This is a genomic window from Brevibacillus sp. FSL K6-2834, assembly GCF_038592925.1.
GTDB lineage: Bacteria > Bacillota > Bacilli > Brevibacillales > Brevibacillaceae > Brevibacillus > Brevibacillus borstelensis.
In genome coordinates, this window is the sequence record NZ_CP151945.1 from 4864145 (window position 1) to 4890318 (window position 26174).

The following is a 26174-nucleotide window of genomic DNA, read 5'->3' on the forward strand; positions in this document are numbered from 1 at the left end:
ATTTTTTCATCATACCTTATTCCCGGCAAGTTTTTTACCCTCCTCGAACAAAAAAGCAGCGTTCCGATTCAGAAACTTTTTACAATACTATGGCGAAACGAAAGTCCCGACGAATCGTCTTTATCGCAGTAGGAGTGATGATATGGGCAAGATCATAGAGGGATTGGTGATCACGACCATTTTGTATTTTGTGACTCTCTGGAGCGCATTTGCACTCTATTATTGGATTTATCAAATCCCTTTTGATCACGATTGGGATTTGTCCGGAAACTTTATCGGCATATTCATGATTACGATTCCGTATATCACGTACGGTCTGCTCATGCGCTTCATCCAGGACAACCCCGTCAGACAAGCGTTCACAGTCAGCCTGGTCACGGTCGTTTGTGAATTTTGCAGGTGGGCTCATCAGCGTGGCCCTGTGTGTCATCGCCGCCGGGATTCGACGAAGATAGCCACTGCCCGTCCTCCTAAAAAGCCTGGCTGCACTTGGCCCCGGTTCCTTCTTGTAAATCCAAGTCGGGAGGAAAAGTTGGTGCATGTAATTTGAACATTCTGACTAAAATTATTTCATTTCCACTTTCATGAAATATATGGTAGAATCACTTTTGCGTTTCCTTTCATTACCAAAAAATCGTTAAAGGTGGAAAAAACTCAAAATGAAAAAGGTTCTCTCAACAGCCGCACTACTCGCTATGTTGACTGTTTCTGCTTGTTCAAACCAGTCGACAGACACGAAGCCAGTACCACAAAACGAAGCAACAAACGCGACTCAGCAAGCTTCCGGCACGAATGGCAGCGACTCCTCGGCCGCAAAAACTGAGGCGCCTGCGGAAAACGCAAGCAATCAGACAAGCGACAAGCTTGAGCTGAAAAAAGTATTGTCTGACAAAGTCGAAATTCTGATTCCGAAAGGCTTTGACATCATGTCGGAAGAAATGGCAAAAGTGAAGTATCCTTCAGAAAATCGGCCAACATTGATCTACACCGATGCGGAAGGCTCCATCAACGTCGCTTTCAATCATACTGCCACACCGATCCAAGACGGCCAGATCAAGGAACTGAAGGATCAAATGAAGCAAATGTTTGAAGGGCTCTACCCGGATGCGACATGGTATAAGGACGAAGTAACCCAGATCAACGGCAAAAATGTCGGCTATTTTGAACTGTTAACGCCTGCTGCAGATACGAAGGTGTACAATCTCATTTTCTTTACGGAACTGGACGGAAAATTGTTAATGACCACCTTTAACTGTACCGAGCAACAAATGGATGAGTGGAAACCGCTTGCCCAACAAATTTTGCAGTCCTACAAAGTCAACTAAGGCTCTGTTCTCCGACTTGCAGACAGGCAGCCTCTTTCAAGCGGCACGCCTGTAATATTGAACACAATCGCATGATCGAAAATTGCCCTCCCCTCTCCAGAGCGGAGGGCTTTTCCTTATTGAAAGCCCCCTTGTCCATGCAGCAAAAAAGAAAGCCCCGCTAAAAGCAAGGCCTTCTCATAAACCTGAAACAGCTAACCGGTCATTTCCCGTATGAGACGTCGGAAGGAAGTGTTGGCTCCTTTCCTGATTTCGCCTCCGGAAACCTAGCGGATCACGGCTTTCCCGCTGATGGCATCAATATAAATGTATTTATCGGCGTACTTTTTGTCGCTCATCGGTACATAGATCAGCTTCGGCTTGGCGAGCTTTTCATCTTCCACGCCCTTGATTGTATAGGCCAATTGCAGCGGCATGTACGCCAGGTATTCCCGGACAGCCTGCTCCACGGGAACCGCTTTGCTCTTGTCGGGAAGAGCGACTGCTTCCGCCGACGCCGTTCTGTTCAAGAACCCGTTCGCTTTGCCCGTGGAAGGGTCCACCGTTACGATGTAGGCCTCATCGGGATATTGCTGAAGTACGGGTACTCCGTCATGGCTCTTGATAAATTCAAACTGCCAGTCTCCGGATGTGACCGGCGAGGGCTCTCCCGGTTTGATAATCTGGCTCACCTGTACCTCTGTGACTCCCGGATCGACGTATTTTTCCAGGACGCGGATCGCTTCCTTGAGCGCAGCCTGCTCCGATACGGAGATATTCGTATCCTTGCGGGGAATCGTGACATCCACGACCCGCCCTGTTGCGGCGTCCACGACGACCTCCAGCCTTTTTTCGTCTTTTGTCTCCCAGTGGAAGACTTTCTCTTTTCCTTCGCCCTCGCGCTTCTCTTGCTCCCGCTCGCTATACGGCAGGCCCTTCAGATCGGCTCCCCATTCCTCTGTCAGCAGGGCTGCCGCCTCTTCCTTCGTTTTGATGGCGGCCGCCTGCTTCTGCGCTGCAAGCGTGATCGGTTCGTGCGTGCCCAGGCGGTCGTACTCCATTCCGTTGTTTCCGGTTCCGAACTGGATTTTCCCTGTTTCCGCGTCGATATACCAATGAAGCGACCCGGACTGACCCATTTGAAAAAAGGCGACCGCCGGGGTGTAATCGAGCAGCGGCCCGAGGTCTTGCTGTTTTTGGTCAGAGGAGGAGCGCTCAAACAGCCGCTCGATGTAGCGCAGCTTCATGTTTGCGGCTACTTCTTTTTCCGCCGCCTCTCTGGAAACCGCTGTTGACGGATCAGGCAATGCGGCAAGGTCGTACGCTGACGCGTTCTTGGCAAAATCCGTGACGCGTCCCGTCTTGTCGACGACAACGTACAGATCGTCCCCGAGCACAGGCAATCCGTTGTGATAGCGTTGATATCCCGGGATGTCGGAGGAATCCTTTTCCCGGTAGTTTTTCAAGTCTTCACCCAGGACGCTTTGCAGGAACTGGCTTGCCTTTTCGCTTGCCAATGCCTTCGGAGCATGCACCCATCCCTCGTCCCGGGGGGCATCGACGCGGTAGCGGGAAATTGTATCGCCTTTCCCCTGTGTGCTGACCATTACTGTGTTCCCCTGTTCATCTGCATTCGCAAGCGTCAGCGAGGAGCCGTCCTTCCGTTTGTCTTTGTTTACCAAAACGGCCCCGGTGTTGAACTCTGGCAGCGCCTTTGCCAGTTTGTCGAAGGTTGCCTGCTCCTCGCTGTTCAACTGTCCGAACGCGACGATCCGGCCTGCGCCATCCACCCAGAGCGTGATGTCGCCAAACGGCACCGCCTTGCCGTCTTTCATTTGTTTGTAAGTGACATACATGCCGTTTACGTCCAGCTCCAAAAAACCGTTCTGCGGGCGGTATATCTCGCCTGCCGCCGTCTGTTCGTACTGCTTGCGCTGCTCGCCAAGGAGCGCGTCCAGAAACGCATTCGCTTTCTCCGCGGCCGCTTGCTCCGTGAGAGCCTGCTTGCCGGCATCGCTTGTGAACCATTTGAACATTTCCAATTGCTCTGTGCCTGTGTTGACGGCCACTTGGGCGTACTCATTGTCGCTCTTTCTCAACTCGGCCATGACCACGCCCGGCCCGACTTCCTTCACAGTCAACTGATAGCCGCCCAGCTCGGGAATCGCTTTTTGCAGCGGCTGCAATGCCTTTTGAACGAGCGCCTTCGCTTTTTGCCCCGACAGCTCGGCTGCCGCTTGCTGCAAATCACTTGGAAATAGAGACGTCACCGGCTTCCATACCGCAAACGCCAAAGCAATGCTGGCGGCTACCGCACCTGCCGCGTACAGACTGCGATACCCTTTCGCCCGTCTTTTGCTTAGCTGATCATTGATCCGCTTTTCCAATTCGGGAGTGAATTGTATATCCTGTGCCGACTTGCGGCTGACATTTCGGACCGCCTCGCGAAATTCCTTGTCTACGTCCATTCCAGCCCCTCCTCTTCCAACAGCGCCCTGAACTGCTTCCGTGCCCGGGACAGTTTGGTCCGGACCACTTCTTCTGTTACATTCAGCACCTGCGCGATCTCCTTGATCCGCAAATCCTCGTAATAATGGAGCACGATGACCTGCCTGTATTGAGGGGACATTGCCATGACCCTCTCCGCCACCTGCTCCTTGGTCCATTTTCCGATCACCGCATCCTCTACATGCTCGTCGTCTTCGCAGTCCGGCACGTCAGCTTTTTTAAAGGTAGAGAAGATGTGCTTGAAAGACCAGGAGCGGAGGTACTTGTTCGATTCGTTGATGGCGATGCGATACAGCCAGGTTTTCATATTGCTTTCCGCGCGAAAGGTCCGCAAGCCGCGAAACGCCTTGAGAAATACCTCCTGCGTAATATCTTCGGCCATGCTTCGGTCTTTGACGATGAGGTATACGAGCTGGATGATCTTCTCTCCGTACTCTCTCATCAACTGTTCCAAGACAGCCTCATTTGTCATGCGCAGCGACTGATCCGCCTGGTTAGTTTCGGGATACACGTCAGTTTGTCTCCTTCATTTCATCTCGTCCCTTGCTCTGCGCTAGTTCGCCAGGCCGTTTTCCGGCGTCACGAGGAAGCTCCAGAAGGTTCCTTTTTTGTTGATCTGGGCGATAACGGTGGGTTTGCCCTTTTTCGTAAAGGTGTACGTATCGTGCTGGACAGCCATGTTGTATCCGGTCAAATCGATCTGAAGGTGTTTTTTCACCGCCGGGCCTGCAGCGCCGATTGCTTTTTCTTTCGTGTAGAAAGGTTTCGCAAACACTTTGGGGATGTCGCTTTCAAAGACGAAATTGTCGCCGGAGATTTGTTCAAGCATTTTGATGGATACCGGTTTCCCCGTTTTGGCTCCGATGCCCACTACGTATTTTCCGTCTTTATCCGAAAGTCCCCACAAATTGTCGATGTGCTCCTGCGGGTTTTTGTAAAGCGTCGCGGAAGGCGCCAAGGGAACCTGCTTCCCCCCGGACAGTCCTTTCAGCGTTTGCTGAGCAGCTTGAACGACTGCTGCGGGAACCTGTGCCGCTTCATATTCCGCGTTGGCGTGTAGAACTTTGCCTGTGCCGGGCTCAAGCGCCACATTGACGCCTTCTCCGTTAAACGACCAGATGTTTTGCTTTTCCCACTTGATCCGCTCGACCTCACGAATGTTGAACGAACGCTTGGCGTCCATTTCTTTCAGCGTGTTCATGACAGTCGCTTTCAAAGCGGCATTTACTTCGTCGAGCTTGAAGCGTATCCGCATCGAAACAATGTCGCCATTGCTCTTGGCGATGAGGACTTCTCCCCTGTCGTCTTTGGCAGAGAGAACCCAGCAATCTTTATTTTGGCCGCTGACTCTCTCCAGCACAATGGGTTTGCCTTCTGCTAGTTGCTGCATGGCTTGGGCTGCCGCGTCGACAACCTTTTTGTCCAGCTCCGCGATGGTGATCATTTTCGGGGCCGCAGCTGGCACTGGGGCGTTATTGGCTGCGTGCACGGTCGAAGAGATTCCTGGGAACGGCGATGCTGCGGCAGATACCAACAGCGCCAGCATGCTTATGGACAAAAGTGTTTGTTTTTTCATCACGAAAATCATCCTTTCAGCTTTCGAATCACTCATTTGATCCAGCAGCGGCAATTTCGTGACACCTACAAGCAAATATTCCTCCAGAAATTTTGGATGAGTTGGATCCGTCAGGAAATCACCTCCCAACAAATCAGGGAGCTTCCCCTCTCGTTTCAGGGAGCTCCCTTACAGATAAATCCATTGATTTCCCCTACAATTGCAAGTGAACCTATCTGGAACACACCCCGCCAGGCTGAAAGGTTCAACTACTCAAGTCACAAGATGGAGATGACCGTTATGATCGTGAACTGGCTTCGAAACAATGCATACGCCTCCGTGCTGCTGTTGCTCGCGCGCCTATACATCGGATGGCAATGGCTGACCGCAGGCTGGGGCAAGCTGACCAGCGCGGAAGGCTTTCAAACCGCCAAATTTCTGCAGAACGCCGTTGCCAACCCCGTTACCAGCCATAATGAAGTCGTTTACCCGAACTACACCGCGTTTCTGGAGAACTTTGCCCTGCCTAACGCCCACCTGTTCAACTTTCTCATCCCGCTGGGCGAGTTTCTCGTCGGGCTCGGCTTGATCCTCGGCTGCTTGACCACGGCTGCCGGATTCTTTGGGGTCGTGATGAACTTCGCTTTCCTCTTGGCCGGCACCGTCTCTACCAACCCGTGGATGATCTTGTTTGGCATCTTCCTGCTGGTCGGCGGCCGCAATGCTGGCATGATCGGTCTTGACCGCTATCTGTTTCCGTTTTACGACCGCTTGTTTCATAAGAATCCGCCCAAACCGATCCTTCTTACAAACCGGAAGATCATTTAACCGGAGCTCTTGTGTTGGATGCGTGAAAAGGCCCTGACCCTCCATGCGGCAGATTGCTGGAGGGCCAGGGCCTTTTCAAGGAAGTTATTTCTGTTTCTCATAAATGGCAACAGCTATGGAGGTCAATCCAATTACAACGGCCAAAGGCAGAGCCCTTGCACTATGTACTTCACCTATATAATCATGAAACTGATACACTACAAGCAAGGATAAGCATGAAACAACCAGAATGCATAACAAAAGCCATCTAATAAGTTGATTGATCATACGAATCTCCTATTTTCTATCGACAGAGTAGTGGTAGATCGCCGGAACTCCTACAGTGCTAGAGTATTCTTTTGTCCAAAGCTTCCCGTCCCAATTTGATCTGTGTTCCTGAACAATCCGCACCGCATGAGTGTGTCTACCATTTTTGTAATAAAAATCTCGGCTACTGTAACCAGCGTCTGGCCCCGACAGTTTTACTCTTACTGTTACTTTTTTCGTTCCGGATGAACTCAACTCAAAAGCGTCATTAACAGAAGATTTGGCTGCACTTGGAATATTTGTACCATATGAAGCTGTAAAAGTTGAAGAAACCTCTTTAGATTCTTCATATTCCATACCTCGTGCAACACTAATGATAAAATAAGGATTTGAAAGGTAAGACCAGCTTTGGGTTATTCCCTGATCGTACACATACCATACATCGTATTCTCTATAGTCCTGTGGTTTAGATTTGCCTGAATTTTGTACAGGTTCATAGTATCCTAGTAAAACCTCATGCTTCCCGTCATATCTTTTCGTTACAGGCTCATTGTATTCTATAAAGTTGTACCCTTTCAAGCTTTTCCCTGTTAAAAATTCAATATCCTTAATTGGAACTGAAGAATTTTTTGCCTCAACCGTCTTAGGAGAAGCAACTCCTGTAAACAGTATTGCCCCGATTAAAAATAACGAAGACAAAGAAGAAATTAAATTTCAATTCCTATTCCTTTGATGAACGAGTCACTCTATCTATAGCAAATACACCCTACAGAGTCACAGTCAACCGCAAAGTTTTCATTATGTCTCTGTAAGGTGTATCTTACTTTATAGTCTTTAACTTTTTATCTCTTGAGGTATTTTGAATCATTTCCATTGTTGGTTATTTTTTTCTTCCGTCATCTTTACAAACCTATACCCCTGCTTCTGCAGCTCTTCGATGATTCTCGGCAAAGCCTCTGCCGTGTGGATATCGTCCAGCATGTGAAGGAGGATCACGCTTCCGTTTTTCGTCTGCTTCAAAACGGCATTCACGATATCATCCGCGCTGTTTTTCGAATCGTGATCGGACGGTATGACCGAAAACATGGCGATCGTAGAATAACCAGTAGCGGCGATGGCCTTCAGCGATTTTTCGTTTTGCGCTCCAAATGGCGGCCGGAACAGCATCGCAGGCTTTTGCTGAATCGCTTCGGTAATGATCTGGTGAGCCTTGACTACTTCCTCCTGCAGCTGCTCCGGCGTAATTTCGGTGCCAGTCGGGTGCGAGTACGTATGATTAGCCACATCGTGCCCCGCTTCTGCCATCGCCCTGGCCAAATTGGGGTTCTTGACCGTTCCGTCCGCTCGCAGGAAAAAGGTCGCTTTCACCTGATGCTTGTCCAGGATGTCGAGAATTTTCGTGACGTTCGCGTCGCTCCCCCAATCGTCAAATGTCAGGGCGACCTTCTTTTCGTCCGTATCCAGCTCTTTCACGAGCTTGTACGACGCGTTGCCGTAGTCGGGATTGATTTTTGCCGCGTCGTATCCCTCAATGTCTTTGAGCGGCTTTTTCTCTGCTCCATCCTTGATCAGCTTGTCCAGCTTGACGTACTCGTATCCCGCATCTGCCGCGGCCTTGGCGAGCAGCGGAATGGATACGGCCAGATGCTTGTTCTCCTCGATATCCAAGGCGATGATGCCTCCGCGGTTGATGTACTTTCTCACGTAGTGGTACTTTTGCTCATCGGTTTCCTTTTCCCAGTTGTGCAGAAACAGGCTGTATCCGATCACGGCTTCCTCTCCGTTATGTGCGGCAGCCCGGAGGACATCATCCGTGTATGTCCCCAAGCTCGTCCTGACATACCGCGGGACAATACCCGTCTTTTGCTTGATCAGCTCCTGGCTCGCTTTTATCTCCTTGTCCATTTGCTCGTAGGTCAGCTTTGTTAAATCCAGCGAACGCACCGCATTGTTCTCGATTTCATGCCCTCTGGCGACAATTTCCTTTGCCAATGCAGGCTGCTTGGCTACTTTGTCTCCCGGCAAAAAGAAGGTTGCCTTGATCTTGTAGGTGTCGAGATCGTCGAGCAGCCGCTTCATCTTTTGTGCGTCCCCCAAGCCATTGAAGGTGAGGGCCAGCTCCCGTTTCGTGGTGTAGACCATCGAGATCGCTTTGCTCTTTTCGGCAGTATTGCGGGCGGTTTGGGTGGCCGGTTTGTTCAGTGTCTGGGAGCTTGCAGCAGCATTCACCCGGCTTTCCATAGAGCCCCAGCTCGTCAGCAGGACGAGGGCTGTCGCTGCCAATATCGTTCTAGCAAAAATTCTAGTTGTTGCTCGGTTTTTACAGATCGTCATGCTTTCTACTCCTTTCTCGAAACATAATTAATGAAAGTTGGTTTTTCAGAGAGGTTGAGCCCGGGTTTAAGCAATCAGCAGGGGCCATGCGGTTTGGCAAACAGTAAGCCGAATCAGCATCGTTTATCTTAGCAAGCGAAACTGAAAGGATTCTGAACAAGTAGAAATGCCCCAGTGATCTCGCCTGGTCGCCGCGTTTGCCGTTTTTGGAGGACGAATCTCCAAAAAGCCCTGGAATCGCTTTTAGCTGCTGCTGCCAGGCAAAGGCAAATATGATGCATCTAAAGCTAAAGAAGGCAGTCGCAGTGAGAGACCTTTCCTCTCGCCGTGACTGCCTTCTGCTGTTAATCAGCTTCCAACTGCTTTGACCGGTACTTCTGTCGGACGTGCCGCGTGTTAAGCGTTTCCTCTCTATTTTCCTGCTCTCACGATGTCAGCCTGGGCTTCCCGCCATTTTGACAGCGTATCAAAATGAGGAACAAGCGAACGGTACACATCAGAAAACAGCTTATGCAGCTCCTGATACACTCCTGTGTGTTTTTCGTTCGGAGTATAGGTCTCCGTAATCCTGACGATCGAGCGCGTCTCCTCCAAAGTAGAGATAGCCCCGGTCGCCAGCATGGCCAGCATAATAGCCCCGAGACACGCGCTTTCCCGAGAAGCCGGCACGTGGACAGGTACGCCGAATACATCTGCCGTCATCTGCAGCCAGACCGGAGAGCGGACAAAGCCGCCTGTCGCCAAAAGGCTTTTGCCAGATTGTTCTGTCGACATCAGCGATTGGTAGACGCTGAATGCGCTGAAAACGACTCCCTCCAGCACCGCCCGCATAAAATGCTGGCGACGGTGATTCAGCCCTGCCCCGAAAAACACGCCCCGCGCCTGCGCGTTCCAATGAGGCGCACGTTCCCCGGTCAAATACGGGAGAAACAGCAGGCCCTCTGAGCCCGGCTGTATCCGCTCCGCTTCCCGCGTGATGATATCGTAGATTTGCTCCCCCGTCTCCTCCGCCAGTACCCGTTCGTCTCCGGCAAACTGGTCCTTGAACCATTTGAGCGCAATGCCGCCGTTGTTGATCGGGCCGCCGACGACCCAGTAGCCTTCGGTCAGCGCATAGCAAAAGGAGCGCATCCGCTCATCGGTCAACGGCTCTCTTCGCACGGTGCGGACAGCGCCGCTCGTTCCGATCGTGATCGCCGCCGCTTCCCCCGTGATGGCCCCTACCCCGAGATTGGCCAGGACGCCGTCGCTTGCTCCGATGACGATTGGCGTTTGCGGCGGAATCCCGAGCTCTCCGGCCTTGTCCTTTTCCGAGATCTCCAGGATATGTGTCGTCGGAACTGGCCGGGAAAGCTGCCCGGGCGAGATGCCTGCGTACTCCAACGCTTCCCGGTCCCACTCAAGCTGCCTGAGGTTGAACAATCCGGTGGTGGAGGCAATTGAATAATCGACCGCATACGTTTTGCATAGCTGATACAAGACGTATTCCTTGATCGAAATGATCTTGTGGGCGCTTTTCAGCAATTGCGGCCTCATCCGCGACAGCCAGCGCAGCTTGGTCAGCGGCGACATGGGATGGATAGGCGTCCCCGTTTTTCGGTACAGCCCAAGACCTGCGCTGCTTTCCAAAAGCTCTCTCGCTTCTGCCGCGCTCCGGTTGTCCGCCCAAATAATGCACGGTGTCAGCGGCTGATGCGCTTCATCCACGAGTATCACACTGTGCATCGCGCTGCTGAAGCCGATCGCAGCCAATTGCCCGGTCTGTGCCGCCTCTGACCGCATCAGCTGCCGGGCAACCATCCATACGGCCCGGGAGATTTCATCCGGGTCCTGTTCCGCGCAGCCGGGCTGCGGCTGGTAGATGGGATACTCCACCATGCTCTCCGCCAAAATCTCACCGGACAAATTGCTCAGTACCCCTTTGGTGCTTGTAGTCCCGATATCTAAACCCATGTAGATGGTTTGTTGTCCCATTGATGTACCCTCTCAATCAGAAAATCATATGGGGTAAGGCAAGCAAAATGGTCAATACCGCTTTTGGGCAATCAGCTTCCGAACCTTTGCCAGATTGTCGTAGGTTTCTTCTTCCCGCAGCATGGAGACGCCGATAAACAGCGTATCCAGGATGCTGATCTGCGCCAGTCTGCAAGACATCGACTCGGGGCGCAACAGCGTCTCCCGCGACGACGTATACAGCACGATGTCAGAGATTTTGGTCAACGGCGATTTGGTATAGTCCGTAATGCAAATCGTGGTCACGCCCGCTTCCTTGGCAGCCTGTACCGCGTCGATGATGTCCTTGCTGCTACCGGAATGCGAGATGCCCACCACGACACTCCCGGGCTTCAGCAGTCCGGCGGATACGATCTGCAGGTGGGAGTCTGTCAAGGCGATGCATGACAGGCCTGTCCGCACAAACTTGTGATACGCGTCCAGGGCGATGGGCCCTGAGCCTCCGCAGCCGTAGAATTCCACCCGGTCTGCTTTGGCGATCGCGTTTACCGCCTGCTCCAGGGAGTCGGGGTCCAGCACCTGCAATGTATCGCTTAACGTCTCGGCGTTTACCGTAAACACTTTTTTGGCGATCGTCGCCATATTGTCCGAGATTTCGACCTCTTCATGAATCGCCTGCAGCGGCGTCACCAGGTCGGCAGCCAATGAAATTTTCAGCGCCTGGTACCCTTCGTAGCCAAGTCGCCTGCAAAACCGAAAAATAGACGCATCCGCACAATTGGCCATCTCGGCAAACTGTGTAATCGAGAGGTGAATGATATCCTTCGGGTGATTCAGTATATAGTTGGCGATATTCAATTCCGTAGCCGTGAAATTGTCGTACATGTAGCGAATGCGAGCCAAGCAGCCCTGGTCTTCTTTCCAGGGGAAATTCGGTTTGTTCATTGGGAAACCTCCTCAAAAACACGCAAGCGGACTATTACCATGATTTTACCAAATTCCGCTCCCGCGCATAGCAACTTCTTCGGAAACCTGTTGCCCGTCGACACTCCCGCTGCGAAGGCTAGTCGGCTTTTTCCACAGCGTGGCCGCCAAACTGGTTCCGCAGTGCGGCGACGACCTTGCCGTGGAACACGTCCTCATCCAGCGAGCGGTAGCGCATCAACAGGGACATGGCGATGACCGGCACGGATACTTTCAGGTCGAGAGCCGTTTCGACTGTCCACTGTCCTTCGCCCGACGCGTGCATCACGCCTTTGATCGTGGAAAGCCGCGGGTCTTCCGAAAAAGCCTGCTCCAACAGTTCCATCAGCCAGGAGCGGATGACCGAGCCGCTGTTGAACAACCGCGCCACTTTCTCGTAGTCATAGGAAAACGGCCCTTTGTCGAGAATTTCGAAGCCTTCTCCAATCGCCTGCATCATTCCGTATTCGATGCCGTTATGCACCATTTTCAGGAAATGTCCTGAACCGGCAGGACCCGTGTACAAGTAGCCATGCGCCAGCGAAATATCCCGCAGCAGCGGCTCTACTACAGCGTACACGTCCTCTTCTCCTCCGACCATCAGACATGCGCCATTACGTGCTCCCTCAGTTCCTCCGCTCGTGCCGATATCCAGGTAATGAACGCCGGATTGCTTCACGCGCTCGTATCTTCTGATCGAGTCCTTGTAAAACGAGTTTCCGCCGTCAATCAGAATATCTCCCGGAGACAGATGCGGCAGGACGGCCTCGATGACTTGGTCCACCAGCTCACCTGCCGGCACCATCATCCAGATGATCCTCGGGGAGACGGACAGCCGCTCGGCCAGCTCCTGATAGGATTGGCTGGCCATTCCTCCGGCCTGTTCAAACTTTTGCAAAGAATACTGGTCAATATCGCATCCAATTACGTGATGCCCTTTTGCGATCATGCTACATCCTAAATTCAGCCCCATTTTTCCTAGACCAACGAGACCAATATTCATAATTCCACCACCATGCAAGAAATTAAGACGCTTGTGTTCGACGAAAGCCTACTGTGCCTTTGGATCAAGCGCATCGCGCAATCCATCGCCAAACAGGTTGAATCCGATCACGCTTGCCATAATGGCAAAGCCGGGAATCATCACGACCCACGGTGCCGTCGTGATATAGTCGCGGGAGTCTGCCAGCATTTTTCCCCACTCCGCTTCCGGAGGCTGCGCCCCCAGTCCGAGGAAGCCCAGCGCGGCCGCTTCCAAAATGGCGGAAGCCACGCCCAGCGTCCCCTGAACGATCAAGGGAGTCCAACTGTTGGGCAGTACATGGCGAAACAGTATGCGGACCTGCGACATGCCCTGCGCTCGCGCCGCCATGATGTACTCCTCTTGCTTGATACCCAGCACCTTTGCCCTCACCAGACGGCCGTACATCGGCACGTTGACGATCGCAATCGCCAAAAGCGCGTTGAACAGTCCCGGTCCGAGGATCGCGACGATCGCGATGGCCAGCAAAATGCCGGGAAACGCCAGCATGACGTCGAAGATGCGGGAAATCAGCGTATCGATCCATTTGCCGTAAAACCCGGCAATCAAGCCGAGCAGCGTACCTACTACCAGGGAGCCCAGGACAGAGAAAATACCAATCGTCATCGAGATGCGGGCTCCGTACAAGATTCTCGAAAACATATCCCGGCCGGAGTCGTCCGTTCCAAACCAGTGCTCTGCAGACGGAGGCTGCAGCGTGTTGGCGAGGTTTTGCTCGATGGGATCATGCGGCGCGAGCAAAGGCGCAAACAATCCCGTGAGGATGAACAGCAAGACCAGCGCGCCGCCGATGACTGCCGCTTTTTGCTTGCGCAGTCTCCTTACGCCTTCACTCCATGGTGTTCGTCTCCGTACCTTGCCGGCGGACAATTCTTCTGCCGGCATCGTTGCCAAACCCGACTGCATCAGGGAACACCTCGCTATTTGTATTGAATTCTTGGGTCAAGATAGCTGTACAACAAGTCGACGATCAGATTCACGACAATGAAGATGACAGCAAGCACCAAAATGCCGGACTGGATGACAGCGTAATCGCGGTAGCCGATGGCATTGTAGATGTACTGGCCAACGCCCGGCCATCCGAAGATCGTCTCGGTCAACACGGCTCCTCCCAGAAGCCGCCCAACCTCCAGGCCGATGATCGTCATCACAGGAGCGAAGGCATTTTTCAATCCGTGCTTGTAGACGACAAAGAATTCGTGCAGGCCCTTTGCCCGCGCAGTGCGGACATAGTCGTGCTTCAGCACCTCCAGCATGCTCGACCGGGTCATCCGGGCGATGTACGCCATCGGGATCGTTCCCAGCGCCATCGCCGGAAGGATCAGGTGGCGCACGGAGGACCAGAACTGCTCGTAATTCCCCGCCAGCAGCGTGTCGATCAGATAAAAATGGGTGATGGTCTCGACGGTCACCCGCGGGTCATTGCGTCCGAGAACCGGCAGCCATTCCAACTGCAGCCCGAACAGCCATTGCTCCATCAAGCCGAGCCAAAAGATCGGCATGGACACCCCGACCAACGCCAGCAGCATCGGTATGTAGTCGATCCAGGTGTTCCGTTTCCACGCCGATACAATTCCCACATTGACCCCGACGATCACGGCAAAGATCATCGCAAACAGCGTCAGCTCCGCCGTAGCCGCCAAATGCGGGAGCAGCTCTTCGCTGATCGCCTTTCCCGTCACCAGCGATGTGCCCAGGTCTCCCTGCAAAATGTTCAGCAAGTAGTTGCCGTACTGCTGATACAGCGGCAAATCAAGCCCGAGCTCGTGACGCAGCTTCTGTATCGACTCCGCGTCCGCCCGCTCGCCCAAAATGACCTGCGCAGGATCGCCCGGAATCAGGTTGATGATCGCGAAAACGATAATGGATACGCCGAAGAGTACCGGGATTAATTGAAAGATTCGTCTGGCTGTGTACCTTATCACTGGTTTACACCCCATTGCTTCAAAATCTGTCCACAGCCTTTGCGGCCTGAACGGTATCTGTTACACCCGCCTTAGTACAAATGACAGGCAACCAGCTGCCCTTCGTGTGCCTCTCTGAAATCCGGACGGGTCGTCCTGCACACATCCATCGCATGCGGGCACCGTGGATGAAAGGCGCATCCGACAGGCGGATTGACCGGACTTGGCACATCGCCCTGCAGGATGATCCGCTCCCGCTGTTGGCTCGGGTCGGGAATCGGTACCGCTGAAAGCAGCGCTTGGGTGTATGGATGGAGCGGGTTTTCGTACAGCTTGTCGCATTCCCCCTGCTCGACGATCCGGCCGAGGTACATGACCCCCACCCGGTTGCAGATGTGACGCACCACGCTCAGGTCATGGGCAATAAACAAATAGGTAAGCTGAAACTGCTTTTGCAAATCCTGCATCAGGTTGATCACCTGGGACTGGATGCTTACATCCAGAGCGGAAACCGGCTCGTCTGCCACGACCAGCTTTGGCTTGAGGGCAAGCGCCCGGGCGATCCCGATCCGCTGCCTTTGGCCGCCGCTGAATTCATGCGCGTACCGGTCGGCGTGATACCGGTGCAATCCGACTACTTCAAGCAGCTCGCTGACACGCCGCTGCCGCTCTGTTTTGCTCTTCACCCCGTGAACCAGCAGCGGTTCCTCCAGGATCTGACCGATCGTCATGCGTGGATTCAACGAAGCGAAGGGGTCCTGGAAAATGATCTGCAAGTCTCTGCGCTTGGCCTGCATTTCCCTTTCACTCAGCGCAGCCAGATTCTCCCCTTGAAACAGCACCTCGCCATCCGTCGGCTCGGTCAGGCGCAGGATCGATCTGCCTGTCGTCGACTTGCCGCAGCCGCTTTCGCCGACAAGTCCAAATGTTTCGCCCTCATAAATCGTAAAGCTGACATCGTCTACCGCCTTGACAAAATGCTGCTGGCGACCCAGCAGCGATTTGCTTCCGACCGGGTAGTACGTTTTGAGTCCGTTTACTTCCAACAGCGCTTTTTTCATAGTCACTCGCTCCTCGCTTCCGGGTTCGCCAGGTGAGAAGGTCGTTCTTCCGCAAAGAGCCAGCATCGCACTTGGTGCGGTTTGGCGCCGCCCACCTGCTGAAGCACAGGCTCCTCCCCGAGACAGATTTCGGAGGCATGCTCGCAGCGCGGCGCGAATTTGCAGCCTTTGGGCATTTCCGCCGGTATGGGCACGTTGCCCTTGATCGAGTCGAGCCTGTCCTTTCGCTCGTGCAGCGTCGGCATCGACCGCAGCAGTCCCTGCGTGTAGGGGTGCTTCGGGTCGGAGAACAGCGTGTGGACATCCGCTTCCTCCACGACCTTGCCGGCGTACATGACGACGACCCGGTGGCACATTTCCGCCACCACGCCAAGGTCGTGGGTAATCAGCATGATGGCTGTTCCCGACTCCTTGGAGATGCGCTTCATCAAATCGAGAATTTGCGCCTGAATCGTCACGTCCAGCGCGGTCGTCGGCTCGTCGGCAATCAGCAGCTTGGGATTGCACGCCATCGCCATGGCGATCATGACGCGCTGGCGCATTCCTCCAGAAAGCTGATGCGGGTATTCGTCGACCACTTGCTCTGCCCTCGGCAGGCCTACCTGCTTCAGCAACTGGATGGCACGCTCTTTGGCCTCTTTCTTTTTCAGCCCCATATGCAGCTGAATCGTCTCGCACATCTGCTCGCCAATGCGGAAGACCGGGTTCAGGCTGGTCATCGGCTCCTGGAAAATCATCGCGATCTGATTGCCGCGGATGGCGCGCATCTCTTTTGCCGACAGCTTGAGCAGGTCCCTGCCTTCAAACTGGATTTCCCCGCCGACCACCTTGCCGGGTGGGTTGGGCACAAGCCCCATGATCGACAGCGATGTGACGCTTTTTCCACAGCCGGACTCTCCGACGACACCCAGGATTTCCCCTTCGTCCAGCGTGAGATCTACACGATCAACGGATTTGACAACCAGGTCGTCAGTGAAAAAATAGGTTTGCAAACCACGCACAGATAGTAGTGGAGCCATCGTTTTATCCCTTTCTGTCCAAGCTATTTGAGCAGTGAAAGTGCAACGTTCGTAAACGCTTTGACGCCGATGACAAGCGAATCCTCGTCAATCGTAAAGCGGGGGTGGTGATGCGGATGGACGATTCCTTTGGACACGTTGCCCGCTCCCACCCAGAAATACGTGCCGGGCGCCTTCGTAAGGAAAGAAGAAAAGTCTTCTCCGCCCATCGTAGGAATCAGCGGCTGAACCTGATCTGCCCCGAATACCTCGACCAACGTTTCTTTCACTTTTGCCGTCAGCTCATTGTCGTTAATGACCGGGGCATTTCCGTACGTGTAATGGAACTCGTACGACGCTCCGTGAGCCTCGGTGACGCCTTTGATGACGCGTTCCATCAAAGTGGGAATCGTCTTGCGCACCTCGGGATTGTACAAGCGGACTGTACCGCCCAGGTGGACAGCGCCAGGAATGACGTTGTTGGCCGTTCCCCCTGTCACTTTGGTCACAGAGAGGACGAGCGGCTCGATCGGGTCCGTATTGCGCGAGACCACATATTGCAGATTCGTTACGACCTGCGCGGCTACAGCCAGACTGTCTACCGTGTCATGCGGCTGCGCGGCATGCCCGCCTTTGCCCAACACCGTAATTTCAAACGTATCGGCAGCCGCGTGGGAAGGCCCCGCACTGACGGCCACGTACCCTACCTCCAGCGGAGAATGCAGGTGAAGCCCGATCACCATGTCGACTCCATCCATCACGCCCGCCTCGACCATTTGCTCCGCTCCGCCAGGGAACTGCTCTTCGGCGTGCTGGAACAGGAAGCGGATTTCCCCTTTTACCTGCTCGCGCATGCCGGCCAGAATTTTTGCCGTCCCGAGCAGGATCGAGGTGTGTCCATCATGTCCGCAGGCATGCATGACGCCGGGATTTTTGGAAACAAACGAAAAATCATTTTCTTCCGGGATCGGCAATGCGTCGATGTCGGCCCGAATCGCCAATGTTTTTCCCGGCTCGCTGCCGATCAGCCGGGCCATTACGCTCGTTTCAGTCGGCCGCGACAGCTCCAGTCCCTCAAACGTTTGCAGCGTTTCATATATAAAGCGGGAGGTGTTCACTTCCTCATACGAAAGCTCCGGATTTTCGTGAAGGTGACGCCTCCATGCAATGACTTGTTCCTTGATTTGCTCTGCCATAGTCTCCAGATGATCGCGTGTGGTACTCATCGGGCACCGTCGCCTCCTCGCGCTTCGTCATTCTTTCCCCGTAAGGTGACCGCACCTGCACGCGTTGCCGCAAGACATGCAGGTGCAGCTCTCTATTTTTTGCCCTCACGTTTTTGTAAAACCGTGCAGGCGTTTTCTAATTGGTGAGATCTACATCCGTAAACTGCGGACCGTAGGTAACCTGCGGAACGTAATTCGCTACCCTCGCGCTAGCCGCCCGCACCGGAGTCGAGTGCACCAGCGGGTTGATCGGCGCGTCTTGATAGATGATTTCCTGCGCTTTTTTGTACATCTCCGCCCGTTTTTCCTGATCGGGCTCCTGTAGTGCATCATCGAGCAGCTTGTCCACTTCTGGATTTTTATACATTGAGATATTGTTGGTCGGCACGCTGTCCGTGGAACGGTGATGCGTGTACATCATCGTCGTCGGGTCCCAGGTAGCGGAGGACCAGCCCAAGAGAGCCATTGGCGCTTCGCCGCTCTGTACCTTGTCGAGATACGTCGCCCATTCAAACGAAACGATTTTGGCGTCGACACCGATCTGCTTCATGCTCGCCTGCAAGGCCGTTGCGATTTTTTCCGGCTGCGGCATGTACGGACGTGCGACAGGCATGGCCCACAGTTCCGTTTGGAAGCCGTTTGGATAGCCCGCTTCGGCCAGCAGCTGCTTTGCTTTCTCGATGTCAACCGGATAGGTTTTCAATTCCTTGTTGAAGCCCCAGCTCCCCGAAGGAAGAATCGTTACAGCCGGCTCCGCCTGTCCGTAGTAGAAGGCGTCGATCAACGCTTGCTTGTCGATAGTCATGCTGATCGCCTGACGGACGCGCGGGTCGTCAAACGGTTTTTGCTTGGTGTTGAAAGACAGATAGCCGACGTTGTTGCTCGCGCTGGTGTACGTTTTCAGATTGGGCAGCTTTTCCAGAGAGCTGACATCGGAAGGATTGACCCCTTCCATCAGGTCGATCTGCCCCGACTTCAATGCATTCAGACGAGCCGAGTTGTCTTTGATTACCTGGAAGATCAGCTGGTCTACTTTCGGGAAGCCAGGAACGCGGTATTCCGGATTTTTCTTGAGAACGACCTTGTCGTTTGGAGTCCAGCTTACAAACTGGAAGGCCCCGGTTCCGATCAGTTGGTCTTTAAACTGACCATTGCTCTTCTTCAAGCTCTCCGGCGAAACGATGCCGTATTGCGGTTCTGTCAGCATCGCGACAAACGGGGCAAACGGGTGCTTCAGCTTGACCCGTACCGTATGGTCATCTACCTTCTCGATGCCTTCGATCACGGTAGAATCATCGCCTTTGAATCCGCCCATATCCGTTTTGAAGATCGAGAACGTTCCCTGATGGTACGGATGGTTCGGGTCCCACCAGCGCTCGAAGTTGAACACGACTGCATCAGCGTTGAACGGGGTGCCGTCATGGAACTTTACATTTTCCTCCAGCTTGAAGGTCACCGACAGCTTATCGGGTGAAACCTCCCAGCTCTTGGCCAGCAGAGGAGACAGATCGGAGGTCCCTTTTTTGTATGTAACCAGGGTTTCGACGACTTCCTCTGTCACGCGATTTGATTCGTCTTCTGTGGATTGCGCCGGGTCGAGGGTGACTGTGTCTCCGCCCCGTCCCACTACGAGTATTTTCTCGCTTGCGGACTTTTCCGACGATTTATCGGACGGATTGGAACCGGACGAACATCCTGTAAGCGCTAACAGTGCAGCCAATAAAACAACAGACGTCTTGATAGCAAGCTTCTTCATTACAACTCCCCCTTTTTTTCTCCTGAAATTGGTGCCGGGTAACTTCCAAGTTGTCATTCCTGATGAAAGCTGCAAGCCTCATGTCAAACCACTTTTTTGTCAGCTCCTCCTCGCCGAGAGATTTTGATAATGTCGAAAAATAGAAAATCTTATTAATTTGTCGAATTGACTTTAAGGTGGATTATAGTAAATTTTTTTACATTTGAAAATAGTATAAAGAAAATTTTTTTACAACCGGAAGGTCATATTTCGTTAAAATGGCTTCTTTATGCCCTTTTTCGTTACTCTGGCAGTTCAGTCAAGAAAAAAAGACACCTGCGTTCAGATGCCTTTCTCTATGATTTGCAGCAACAGCAGTTTGTCGTTTGTCGCGTTTGCGGCAGCTCGCGACGATTTGTGCAGTTTGTCGCGTTTGCAGCGCTGGCGACCATTTGCAGCGGTTGCGACGTTCGCGGCAGTTTGCAGCGGTTGCAGCATCGGCAATGGTTTGCAGTATTTGCAGTATTTGCGGCGTTTGCTCCAGTTTACGCCAGGTCGCGCCAGTTTACTGCTGTTCACGCCCGGTTGACGCTATTTACGCCAGCCGGCAGCCCTGAAAAAAATTTTCTTTCTGGATTTTCGGCTGCCTTGCTATCCCGAGTCAAAACCTCCTCTTCCATGCGTTTTATTCGTTAAGGGACAAATTGTATGAATTTACTGACTTTTTATGAGCTAATTTCGGCTTATATTTATACATCACGGTGAATGACATAATCATTTTTCCACCTTATCCTTTTAGCAATGACAAAGACAATTTGGGAGGAAAAGCATGAAAAAATGGTTTTCAGCCTTGTCCGCCGCGGCTTTGCTCTTTAGTCTTGTAACGGGTTGCAGCGAGAATGCTTCACAGAATGCTCTGCCTGCTTCCGAAACGTCTTCAACCGAACCGATGGTACTGCATTGGAGCATCACCGGGGAACCGCCGACGATGGACCCGGGCATCGCGACAGATGCGTCTTCCATGGATATGATCAATCTTGCCTTTGAAGGCTTAACCGCTGTGAATCGGCAAGGAGAACTGATCAACGCAGTTGCCGAGAGCTTTACCAATACCCCCGATTTTACCCAGTTTCGTTTTATCCTCCGCAGGGATGCCAAGTGGAGCAACGGCGATCCCGTCACCGCACACGATTTTGAATACGCGATCAAGCGCAATCTCGACCCCAAAACCGCCTCGGCTTACGCCTACCAGCTCTTCTACATCAAAGGCGGCGAGGAATACTTCAACGGGACAGGGACGCCGCAGGATGTAGGAGTCAAGGCAACAGACGACTACACCGTCGAATTCACCTTGCGCTCGCCGACTCCGTTTTTCCGCGAGCTTACCTCCTTCACCACCTACTATCCACTGCATAAGGAAACGGTCGAAAACAGTCCGAAATGGGCTACGGAAGCAGCCACCATCGTTGGGAACGGCCCGTTCGTGATCGATGAGTGGGAGCATAAGGCCAAGATGGCATTCAGTAAAAGTCCGACCTATTGGGACAAGGCCAGCGTCAAGCTGGACCGCATCGAAATCGTTATGATCGAGGACAACAACACGGCCCTTTCCATGTTTGAAAACGGCGACCTCGACTGGGGCGGCTACCCGTCCTTTGGCTTGTCGCCGGACGCGGTCGGACAGCTCAAAGAAGAAGGCCGGCTCCTTGTCGCGGACAATCCCGGCACCAAGGCCGTCATCTTCAACACGGAAAAGCCGCCGTTCACCAACAAAAAGATTCGCCAGGCATTCGCCTATTCCATCAACCGCCAGGAGCTGATCGACAACATCCTGCAGACTGGAGTTCCTCCGGCGTACGGCTGGGTGCCCATTTCCATGGGGCTGAATCCGGACGGCTATTTCAAAGAAGATGTGGAAAAGGCAAAGCAGCTTCTGGCCGAAGGGATGCAGGAGCTGGGACTGAAGGAATTCCCGAAGGTCACCTACTACTATGACACCGGCGAGACGGACAAAAAGCTGGCGCAAGCCCTGCAGGACGGGTGGAAGCGAACGCTGGGGCTCGACATCGAGATCCGCACCTCGGAGTGGAAGGTGTTTAATTCCGACGTACAAAATGGCAAGTACGATTTTGGCATCTGGCTGTGGGGGGCGGATTTCAACGACCCGATCAACTTTCTGGAAATGTACAAGGACAAGGCCGGGGGCAACAACGTAGTCCGCTTTGACAACAAAAAGTATCGCGAACTGCTGAACCAAAGCTACTACGAAACCGATCCGGAGAAGCGCAAAAAGCTGATGTTTGAGGCAGAAAAGATTTTGATGGAGGAAATGCCGCTGGCTCCGCTCCACTTCCGCGGAAACGCCTATGTGAAAAACGACAAGGTGAAGGATTTCGTCATCCTGCCGCTGGGCGGTTCCTACTTCAAGTACGCGTATATCGAAAAGTAGCGTGGAAGCCGGAGCGTCCAGCTCGTTTTTGACGAAGCCGTAGAGCACGCCATTCCGGACATCAAAAACTGCATTTACAAAACGGTGCGGGAAGCTGTCACCAACGGTGTGAAGCACGGAAATCCCGGTGCCTTTCAGATTGAAGTAGCCAAGCGAGGCCATTTCATACACGTCGCGGTAAAAGACGATGGCAGCGGCTGCAGCGAGATATCCAAATCTCATGGGCTCCGCGGCATCGAGGAAAGAATCCAGCTGCTTGAAGGCACGGTCCGCTTTTGCTCGGAAAAAGACCGCGGCTTTGCGGTAATCGCCAAGATTCCTTATGTCACAGCTAGGGAGAGTGTCTAGATGACAGATATCATGATTGTCGATGACCAGAGAATTGTTCGAGATGGCTTGAAAATGATCCTCATGGACCTCAGGATGCGCGTTATGACTGGCGTGGAAGCGACCAAGGCTGTAAAGGAAACATACCCTGCGGCCGAGCAGGTCATGCAGGGCAAGAGGCTATTGACGAGACACTGTTTCTGAGCGAAGGCACCGTAAAAAACTATGTGTCCCATATCCTTGGCAAGCTTCATCTGAACAGCCGCACTGAGCTGGTGCTGTATTTGACAAAAGAGAAATAGCGAAAGCATCTCTCCCTGTTGAGTGCCTCCCACAGCTCGTACCAGAACAAAAAACCACCCGACGAGGTGGTTTTTCTTATGTGCAGCGTATTTCAGGCGATTAGGCCTCATCGACGATCACCTGCATGCGGAAATTGAACACCAGACAGCTAAACCCGGTCTACCGCTGATAGGAACGGAAGAGAAATTTTCGTCATTCTGCCGCTTGTTACTTTCGTAAACGTTCACGATGACTATCGGAATTTCCTCTCTGCAGGGCAGCTCCCCCTGACCAAGCCTCATGCATTTTTGATACGGTCGAAATCAAATCGCCCATGCAAGCAAAAAATCGCCTGTTCCGGTGACCTGACTGAGAGATGAGGCGGACATTCCATACAGCCAAATCCGGGTGAACTAGTCGATTGCGCGGCCTGTAATATCGTGGATAAAGCGCTCCAATGCCGTCACGTCCGTAATCCTTTTGTTGCACTGGGCGCTGTCCGTGCAAATATAGTTGCCAATCGCTTTGTAATAATCGGGCGATACATGAGCCATCCTTGTTTTGCTGATAGCCGAAAACAAAGCCACTTCCCCGTGCCCATTGCATAAGGAGCACGTATTTTTCCTGTTTGCGATCGTATACTTTCCTTCGATCCCAACGACATCTTCCCTTGCAGGGTACACGATGAACAACTTGTTTGTGGCGACATCCATCCAGCCCAGATACGTTATTGCGTGGTAATCAATCGTCAGCAGATCGGGAACCTTGAGCTTTTTATTTTTAGGGAACAGCTTCTTGAGCTGTTTTTCGGTCACCTGCGGAAACGGGATTACATACGGCAATAGCGAGTGTACATACTGCTTGAAATCCTCTGCCTCTTTTAGAGAAGCTATTTTCTTCAACAATTGCACCTGGATTTCCGTAGCATGCGGAAACGCGTTCAATACCTTTGATTCCGCGCTGTACCTTACGGCTTCCAGCACTTTCGGATCGGCAACGGATACGGTCGCCTTCTGCACGATCTCCGCCTGATTTTTAATGAAGTTATATTGATGGTGTCGAATAAACGGTTCAACCATACCGTTCCCTCCTTGCAATCAATTTGTCGTCCGTTCGTTCTCGGGAGCTTTGTTCATTTGCGCCCCCTTTCACTATAAAAAAATGTGCTGCTCGCAAGAAATGCCGGATTTGATTTAGAAACGAACTCGCCATATAAAAAGCTTCCCTTTGAATCCTTTTCGCAGCAGCGGATTCTTTGGCAGCAAAAGCTGTTTATGCGGACCGGAACGCTTACACTGAGCCCTATACACTTGAGAAAAAAGTGAAACGTCCCTGCAAGAAAAAAGCACCGGCAATCGATTCCCTCGATAACCGGCGCTTCCGTCGTCTTTTCCTATTTGTTTGTATACACAATCTTTTTGATCGTCTCCACTGCAAGAAAGTGATCGTCAGCCAATTGATGGATCGTCTTTCCTTTTTTAAACGCTTCTTTAATCGCGCTGTTTCGCTCCTGGATGGCCCTTCTTCCTCCAGAACGCGCCCCCCATTTTTCATAGGTGGTTTTCGGTTTTGGAATATAGATGGTTTCACCCTGGATATATTTCTGAATTTCGCTGATCAGCTCTTCAGGTAAAATCGTGGTTGCTTTTACATATTTCATTTCTGCCCGCTCCTTATTCATTCGAGAATGGAAATAAGGGGCAAAGCCAAATGATTAGAAATGATCTATGCTCATACGGGCGATGAAAAATTCATGTCCGCCCCATGCAAAGTATCGCCTCCAATACTTGGCTTTGCATGAGTGGCTGCCGTATGCGGCAACAAACCCGTTATTGCCATTGCTGCTCACCTCCCCGGACATTTGCTGTCTTTGAAACGATTGTCCGCTCCCTTTCATCATATACATGTACGGATTCGGTGTTCAATAGCAGGCCTGGATTCGGTGAAAATTTTCGTTTCTTCCATTTCCTTCAGAAAAGTTCCCGTACCGCAAACTGTTGCCTGTCGGCCTTTACTGTCGCCACGGCCATTTTCGTTTCCCTGATTTGCAAGACAAGAAAAAACACCCTGGGCGCAGTTCATTGTGGCGCACAGGGCGGTTTGATGGCATCGAATGATTTGTACAAGATCAACTTTTATACTGTTGATCTGGGGCAGCAGCAGCTCTTCGTTCCGCTACGGGCATGGCCGCTGCCTTCAGGCGAATCGTTTAGCAGCGTATTTTTTCCTGCATCCTTTTTCCTCAAGCTTGTTCACATCGACTATACGGAGGGTTCGATCAAGCCAAATCCACCGTCATTTCGCTTGTAGACCACGCTCACCTGATTGGTTTCCGCGTTGGAAAAAACAAAGAAATTGTGTCCGAGCAAATCCATTTGCAGGATCGCCTCATCCACGCTCATCGGTTTGTACTCGAACCGCTTAATTCTGACGACGCTCTCCTGTGCTTCCGCCGGTTCCTCTGCAAACGCCTCAGGCGGAGAGGTCAGCAATTGCCTGTTGCGGGTTTCCAAGCGGTTTTTATATTTGCGAATCTGTCTGTTCAGCTTGTCAATTACAAGATCGACAGATGCGTACATATCCTCGGTGGATTCTTCAGCCCGAAAAATGGCGCCTGGGGTCGGAATCGTCATTTCCGCCGTGTGGCGTTTCTTCGTTACGCGCAGGGTTACCCGGCACTCGTCGGAAGCGGTCAGCAAATCGAATTTCTCCAGACGGCTTACCTTGTTTTCCACATACTCGCTTAAAGCTGGCGTAACAACCAAATGGTCACCGTGAATATTGCATCTCATGAGCGAAAACCCCTTTCGCGGCTTCTGGGGAGCTTTTCTTGTCCTCCCTAGTTCTCATTATGGGCGATAAAAAAAAGAGCGGTGTGAGATAAATCACACTTTGCTCTCGAAAAGCGTCAAATCCCGCTCGGCAGTTGCAATATTTAAAACATTTGCCACAAATAGCCGCGGCCGCAAATAAGTGGCTCCGCCTCTATTCACCTTCCCAAGCAAACGTATATCGCGTGAATGGCTCCGATAAGCCATCTCCGAGTATATCTCGTATATCCTTACAGTTAGTGCCATCATAAAGAACTTCACGTTATCATAAGAATCATTCCGATTACTAATAAAGCGATTACAGAAATGCTTCCTAATGGATTGAGAACTTTTTGGGCGAACCAAGTTTTTTCAAATCGAGGCGTTGTAAAGATGATCAGCAAAATCAATGTTGGCACACCAATGAAAAATACCCCCGTCCATTCTGACAACAGTTTTGAGATCCAGCTCACCAAAAATAGCAGTATTAATTTATCTAACGGGTGAAAAAATCCCTTACAAATAAAATCAAAGAACTTTTTCAACATAACCACTCCTTGAATATGCTCTTAAAAAATAAAACAACCCCTGTGTCATATCCAGGTGTTGTTTCGCAGTAGCTAACCAATCACAGCAATTATTTTATTAT

Annotated in this window: 27 protein-coding genes; 9 read left to right on the forward strand and 18 right to left on the reverse strand. The window is 52.2% G+C overall.

All coding sequences use genetic code 11. The annotated features are described in order from the left end of the window. Positions 1–142 precede the first annotated feature (142 nt). Positions 143–550 (forward strand): hypothetical protein, encoded by a 408-nt coding sequence (locus NST96_RS23710; RefSeq protein ID WP_003390089.1) that lies wholly within the window; start codon positions 143–145, stop codon positions 548–550. Between the two features lie 109 nt (positions 551–659). Beyond that, on the forward strand, positions 660–1325 hold the full coding sequence (locus NST96_RS23715) for a hypothetical protein (protein ID WP_003390090.1): 666 nt from the start codon (positions 660–662) through the stop codon (positions 1323–1325). Positions 1326–1591: 266 nt separating this feature from the next. Here the strand turns inward: NST96_RS23715 and NST96_RS23720 are convergent, their stop codons facing one another. From NST96_RS23720 to NST96_RS23730, 3 genes are read right to left on the reverse strand one after another with little or no spacing between them, the layout of a single operon-like run. Then, on the reverse strand, positions 1592–3772 hold the full coding sequence (locus NST96_RS23720) for a YcdB/YcdC domain-containing protein (RefSeq protein ID WP_342404872.1): 2181 nt from the start codon (positions 3770–3772) through the stop codon (positions 1592–1594). Further along, positions 3763–4323 (reverse strand): sigma-70 family RNA polymerase sigma factor, encoded by a 561-nt coding sequence (locus NST96_RS23725; RefSeq protein WP_039070164.1) that lies wholly within the window; start codon positions 4321–4323, stop codon positions 3763–3765. The genes NST96_RS23720 and NST96_RS23725 overlap by 10 nt, the downstream gene beginning before the upstream one ends. Before the next feature lie 42 nt (positions 4324–4365). Further along, positions 4366–5388, reverse strand: coding sequence for a hypothetical protein (locus NST96_RS23730; protein WP_039070216.1), 1023 nt, complete (start codon positions 5386–5388; stop codon positions 4366–4368). Positions 5389–5667: 279 nt separating this feature from the next. Here NST96_RS23730 and NST96_RS23735 point away from each other — a divergent pair, with 279 nt between their 5' ends. Beyond that, the gene (locus NST96_RS23735) at positions 5668–6195 is read left to right on the forward strand and encodes a DoxX family protein (RefSeq protein WP_342404876.1); all 528 of its coding nucleotides are present in this window, start codon (positions 5668–5670) and stop codon (positions 6193–6195) included. Between the two features lie 276 nt (positions 6196–6471). Here NST96_RS23735 and NST96_RS23740 read toward each other — a convergent pair whose 3' ends face one another. From NST96_RS23740 to NST96_RS23790, 11 genes are all read right to left on the reverse strand, one after another. Continuing rightward, entirely contained in the window at positions 6472–7140 is a 669-nt protein-coding gene (locus NST96_RS23740; RefSeq protein ID WP_157211849.1) for a hypothetical protein, read from the reverse strand. Positions 7141–7305: 165 nt separating this feature from the next. Continuing rightward, a complete protein-coding gene (locus tag NST96_RS23745) occupies positions 7306–8775 on the reverse strand; it encodes a polysaccharide deacetylase family protein (protein WP_342404879.1) in 1470 nt (489 codons plus the stop codon). Positions 8776–9186: 411 nt separating this feature from the next. Continuing rightward, the gene (locus NST96_RS23750; RefSeq protein WP_342404881.1) at positions 9187–10749 is read right to left on the reverse strand and encodes a gluconokinase; all 1563 of its coding nucleotides are present in this window, start codon (positions 10747–10749) and stop codon (positions 9187–9189) included. A gap of 51 nt (positions 10750–10800) precedes the next feature. Then, the gene (locus NST96_RS23755; RefSeq protein WP_003390098.1) at positions 10801–11673 is read right to left on the reverse strand and encodes a MurR/RpiR family transcriptional regulator; all 873 of its coding nucleotides are present in this window, start codon (positions 11671–11673) and stop codon (positions 10801–10803) included. Between the two features lie 118 nt (positions 11674–11791). After that, positions 11792–12694, reverse strand: coding sequence for a phosphogluconate dehydrogenase (NAD(+)-dependent, decarboxylating) (gene gnd / locus NST96_RS23760; RefSeq protein ID WP_039070168.1), 903 nt, complete (start codon positions 12692–12694; stop codon positions 11792–11794). Positions 12695–12742: 48 nt separating this feature from the next. Next, the gene (gene nikC, locus NST96_RS23765; RefSeq protein ID WP_003390100.1) at positions 12743–13639 is read right to left on the reverse strand and encodes a nickel transporter permease; all 897 of its coding nucleotides are present in this window, start codon (positions 13637–13639) and stop codon (positions 12743–12745) included. A gap of 14 nt (positions 13640–13653) precedes the next feature. Beyond that, complete coding sequence (locus tag NST96_RS23770; protein ID WP_003390102.1) at positions 13654–14658, reverse strand: ABC transporter permease; 1005 nt, start codon at positions 14656–14658, stop codon at positions 13654–13656. A 71-nt stretch (positions 14659–14729) separates the two neighbouring features. Further along, positions 14730–15698, reverse strand: coding sequence for a dipeptide ABC transporter ATP-binding protein (locus NST96_RS23775; protein ID WP_003390104.1), 969 nt, complete (start codon positions 15696–15698; stop codon positions 14730–14732). Positions 15699–15700: 2 nt separating this feature from the next. Beyond that, complete coding sequence (locus NST96_RS23780) at positions 15701–16717, reverse strand: ABC transporter ATP-binding protein (protein WP_003390105.1); 1017 nt, start codon at positions 16715–16717, stop codon at positions 15701–15703. Positions 16718–16740: 23 nt separating this feature from the next. Then, positions 16741–17922 (reverse strand): amidohydrolase, encoded by a 1182-nt coding sequence (locus NST96_RS23785; protein WP_003390106.1) that lies wholly within the window; start codon positions 17920–17922, stop codon positions 16741–16743. A gap of 136 nt (positions 17923–18058) precedes the next feature. Then, a complete protein-coding gene (locus NST96_RS23790) occupies positions 18059–19678 on the reverse strand; it encodes an ABC transporter substrate-binding protein (protein ID WP_003390107.1) in 1620 nt (539 codons plus the stop codon). Positions 19679–19843: 165 nt separating this feature from the next. Between NST96_RS23790 and NST96_RS23795 the strand changes: the two genes are divergently transcribed. The 5 genes from NST96_RS23795 (at position 19844) to NST96_RS23815 (ending at position 22735) form a co-directional block, all read left to right on the forward strand. After that, positions 19844–20353: a hypothetical protein gene (locus tag NST96_RS23795; RefSeq protein WP_152562186.1), complete on the forward strand. Its 510-nt coding sequence runs from the start codon at positions 19844–19846 to the stop codon at positions 20351–20353. A 133-nt stretch (positions 20354–20486) separates the two neighbouring features. Continuing rightward, positions 20487–22106: a peptide ABC transporter substrate-binding protein gene (locus NST96_RS23800; protein ID WP_024984641.1), complete on the forward strand. Its 1620-nt coding sequence runs from the start codon at positions 20487–20489 to the stop codon at positions 22104–22106. A gap of 84 nt (positions 22107–22190) precedes the next feature. Further along, the gene (locus NST96_RS23805) at positions 22191–22454 is read left to right on the forward strand and encodes an ATP-binding protein (protein WP_171506581.1); all 264 of its coding nucleotides are present in this window, start codon (positions 22191–22193) and stop codon (positions 22452–22454) included. Beyond that, positions 22455–22637, forward strand: coding sequence for a hypothetical protein (locus NST96_RS23810; protein ID WP_003390111.1), 183 nt, complete (start codon positions 22455–22457; stop codon positions 22635–22637). A gap of 23 nt (positions 22638–22660) precedes the next feature. Next, positions 22661–22735 (forward strand): hypothetical protein, encoded by a 75-nt coding sequence (locus NST96_RS23815; RefSeq protein ID WP_275261596.1) that lies wholly within the window; start codon positions 22661–22663, stop codon positions 22733–22735. A 393-nt stretch (positions 22736–23128) separates the two neighbouring features. Here the strand turns inward: NST96_RS23815 and NST96_RS23820 are convergent, their stop codons facing one another. Then, the gene (locus NST96_RS23820) at positions 23129–23794 is read right to left on the reverse strand and encodes an elongation factor G-binding protein (RefSeq protein ID WP_024984639.1); all 666 of its coding nucleotides are present in this window, start codon (positions 23792–23794) and stop codon (positions 23129–23131) included. A gap of 314 nt (positions 23795–24108) precedes the next feature. Beyond that, positions 24109–24375, reverse strand: coding sequence for a CD3324 family protein (locus NST96_RS23825; protein WP_024984638.1), 267 nt, complete (start codon positions 24373–24375; stop codon positions 24109–24111). A gap of 152 nt (positions 24376–24527) precedes the next feature. Between NST96_RS23825 and NST96_RS23830 the strand changes: the two genes are divergently transcribed. After that, entirely contained in the window at positions 24528–25025 is a 498-nt protein-coding gene (locus NST96_RS23830) for a hypothetical protein (protein ID WP_342404886.1), read from the forward strand. Here the strand turns inward: NST96_RS23830 and raiA are convergent. Then, complete coding sequence (gene raiA, locus NST96_RS23835; protein WP_024984637.1) at positions 24977–25507, reverse strand: ribosome-associated translation inhibitor RaiA; 531 nt, start codon at positions 25505–25507, stop codon at positions 24977–24979. The genes NST96_RS23830 and raiA overlap by 49 nt on opposite strands. 296 nt (positions 25508–25803) lie before the next feature. Further along, positions 25804–26073 carry a hypothetical protein gene (locus tag NST96_RS23840; protein ID WP_003390116.1) on the reverse strand — a complete coding sequence of 90 codons (270 nt, stop codon included), beginning with the start codon at positions 26071–26073 and terminating at the stop codon, positions 25804–25806. Positions 26074–26174 lie beyond the last annotated feature (101 nt).

Excerpts from the sequence above, each read along its gene's own strand:
- NST96_RS23710 (WP_003390089.1), top strand. The coding sequence starts at position 143 with ATGGGCAAGATCATAGAGGGATTGGTGATCACGACCATTTTGTATTTT.
- NST96_RS23715 (WP_003390090.1), top strand. The coding sequence starts at position 660 with ATGAAAAAGGTTCTCTCAACAGCCGCACTACTCGCTATGTTGACTGTT.
- NST96_RS23720 (WP_342404872.1), bottom strand. The coding sequence starts at position 3,772 with ATGGACGTAGACAAGGAATTTCGCGAGGCGGTCCGAAATGTCAGCCGC.
- NST96_RS23730 (WP_039070216.1), bottom strand. The coding sequence starts at position 5,388 with ATGAAAAAACAAACACTTTTGTCCATAAGCATGCTGGCGCTGTTGGTA.
- NST96_RS23735 (WP_342404876.1), top strand. The coding sequence starts at position 5,668 with ATGATCGTGAACTGGCTTCGAAACAATGCATACGCCTCCGTGCTGCTG.
- NST96_RS23745 (WP_342404879.1), bottom strand. The coding sequence starts at position 8,775 with ATGACGATCTGTAAAAACCGAGCAACAACTAGAATTTTTGCTAGAACG.
- NST96_RS23750 (WP_342404881.1), bottom strand. The coding sequence starts at position 10,749 with ATGGGACAACAAACCATCTACATGGGTTTAGATATCGGGACTACAAGC.
- NST96_RS23755 (WP_003390098.1), bottom strand. The coding sequence starts at position 11,673 with ATGAACAAACCGAATTTCCCCTGGAAAGAAGACCAGGGCTGCTTGGCT.
- gnd (WP_039070168.1), bottom strand. The coding sequence starts at position 12,694 with ATGAATATTGGTCTCGTTGGTCTAGGAAAAATGGGGCTGAATTTAGGA.
- nikC (WP_003390100.1), bottom strand. The coding sequence starts at position 13,639 with ATGCAGTCGGGTTTGGCAACGATGCCGGCAGAAGAATTGTCCGCCGGC.
- NST96_RS23775 (WP_003390104.1), bottom strand. The coding sequence starts at position 15,698 with ATGAAAAAAGCGCTGTTGGAAGTAAACGGACTCAAAACGTACTACCCG.
- NST96_RS23780 (WP_003390105.1), bottom strand. The coding sequence starts at position 16,717 with ATGGCTCCACTACTATCTGTGCGTGGTTTGCAAACCTATTTTTTCACT.
- NST96_RS23785 (WP_003390106.1), bottom strand. The coding sequence starts at position 17,922 with ATGAGTACCACACGCGATCATCTGGAGACTATGGCAGAGCAAATCAAG.
- NST96_RS23790 (WP_003390107.1), bottom strand. The coding sequence starts at position 19,678 with ATGAAGAAGCTTGCTATCAAGACGTCTGTTGTTTTATTGGCTGCACTG.
- NST96_RS23800 (WP_024984641.1), top strand. The coding sequence starts at position 20,487 with ATGAAAAAATGGTTTTCAGCCTTGTCCGCCGCGGCTTTGCTCTTTAGT.
- NST96_RS23810 (WP_003390111.1), top strand. The coding sequence starts at position 22,455 with ATGACAGATATCATGATTGTCGATGACCAGAGAATTGTTCGAGATGGC.
- NST96_RS23820 (WP_024984639.1), bottom strand. The coding sequence starts at position 23,794 with ATGGTTGAACCGTTTATTCGACACCATCAATATAACTTCATTAAAAAT.
- NST96_RS23825 (WP_024984638.1), bottom strand. The coding sequence starts at position 24,375 with ATGAAATATGTAAAAGCAACCACGATTTTACCTGAAGAGCTGATCAGC.
- NST96_RS23830 (WP_342404886.1), top strand. The coding sequence starts at position 24,528 with ATGCGGCAACAAACCCGTTATTGCCATTGCTGCTCACCTCCCCGGACA.
- raiA (WP_024984637.1), bottom strand. The coding sequence starts at position 25,507 with ATGAGATGCAATATTCACGGTGACCATTTGGTTGTTACGCCAGCTTTA.
- NST96_RS23840 (WP_003390116.1), bottom strand. The coding sequence starts at position 26,073 with ATGTTGAAAAAGTTCTTTGATTTTATTTGTAAGGGATTTTTTCACCCG.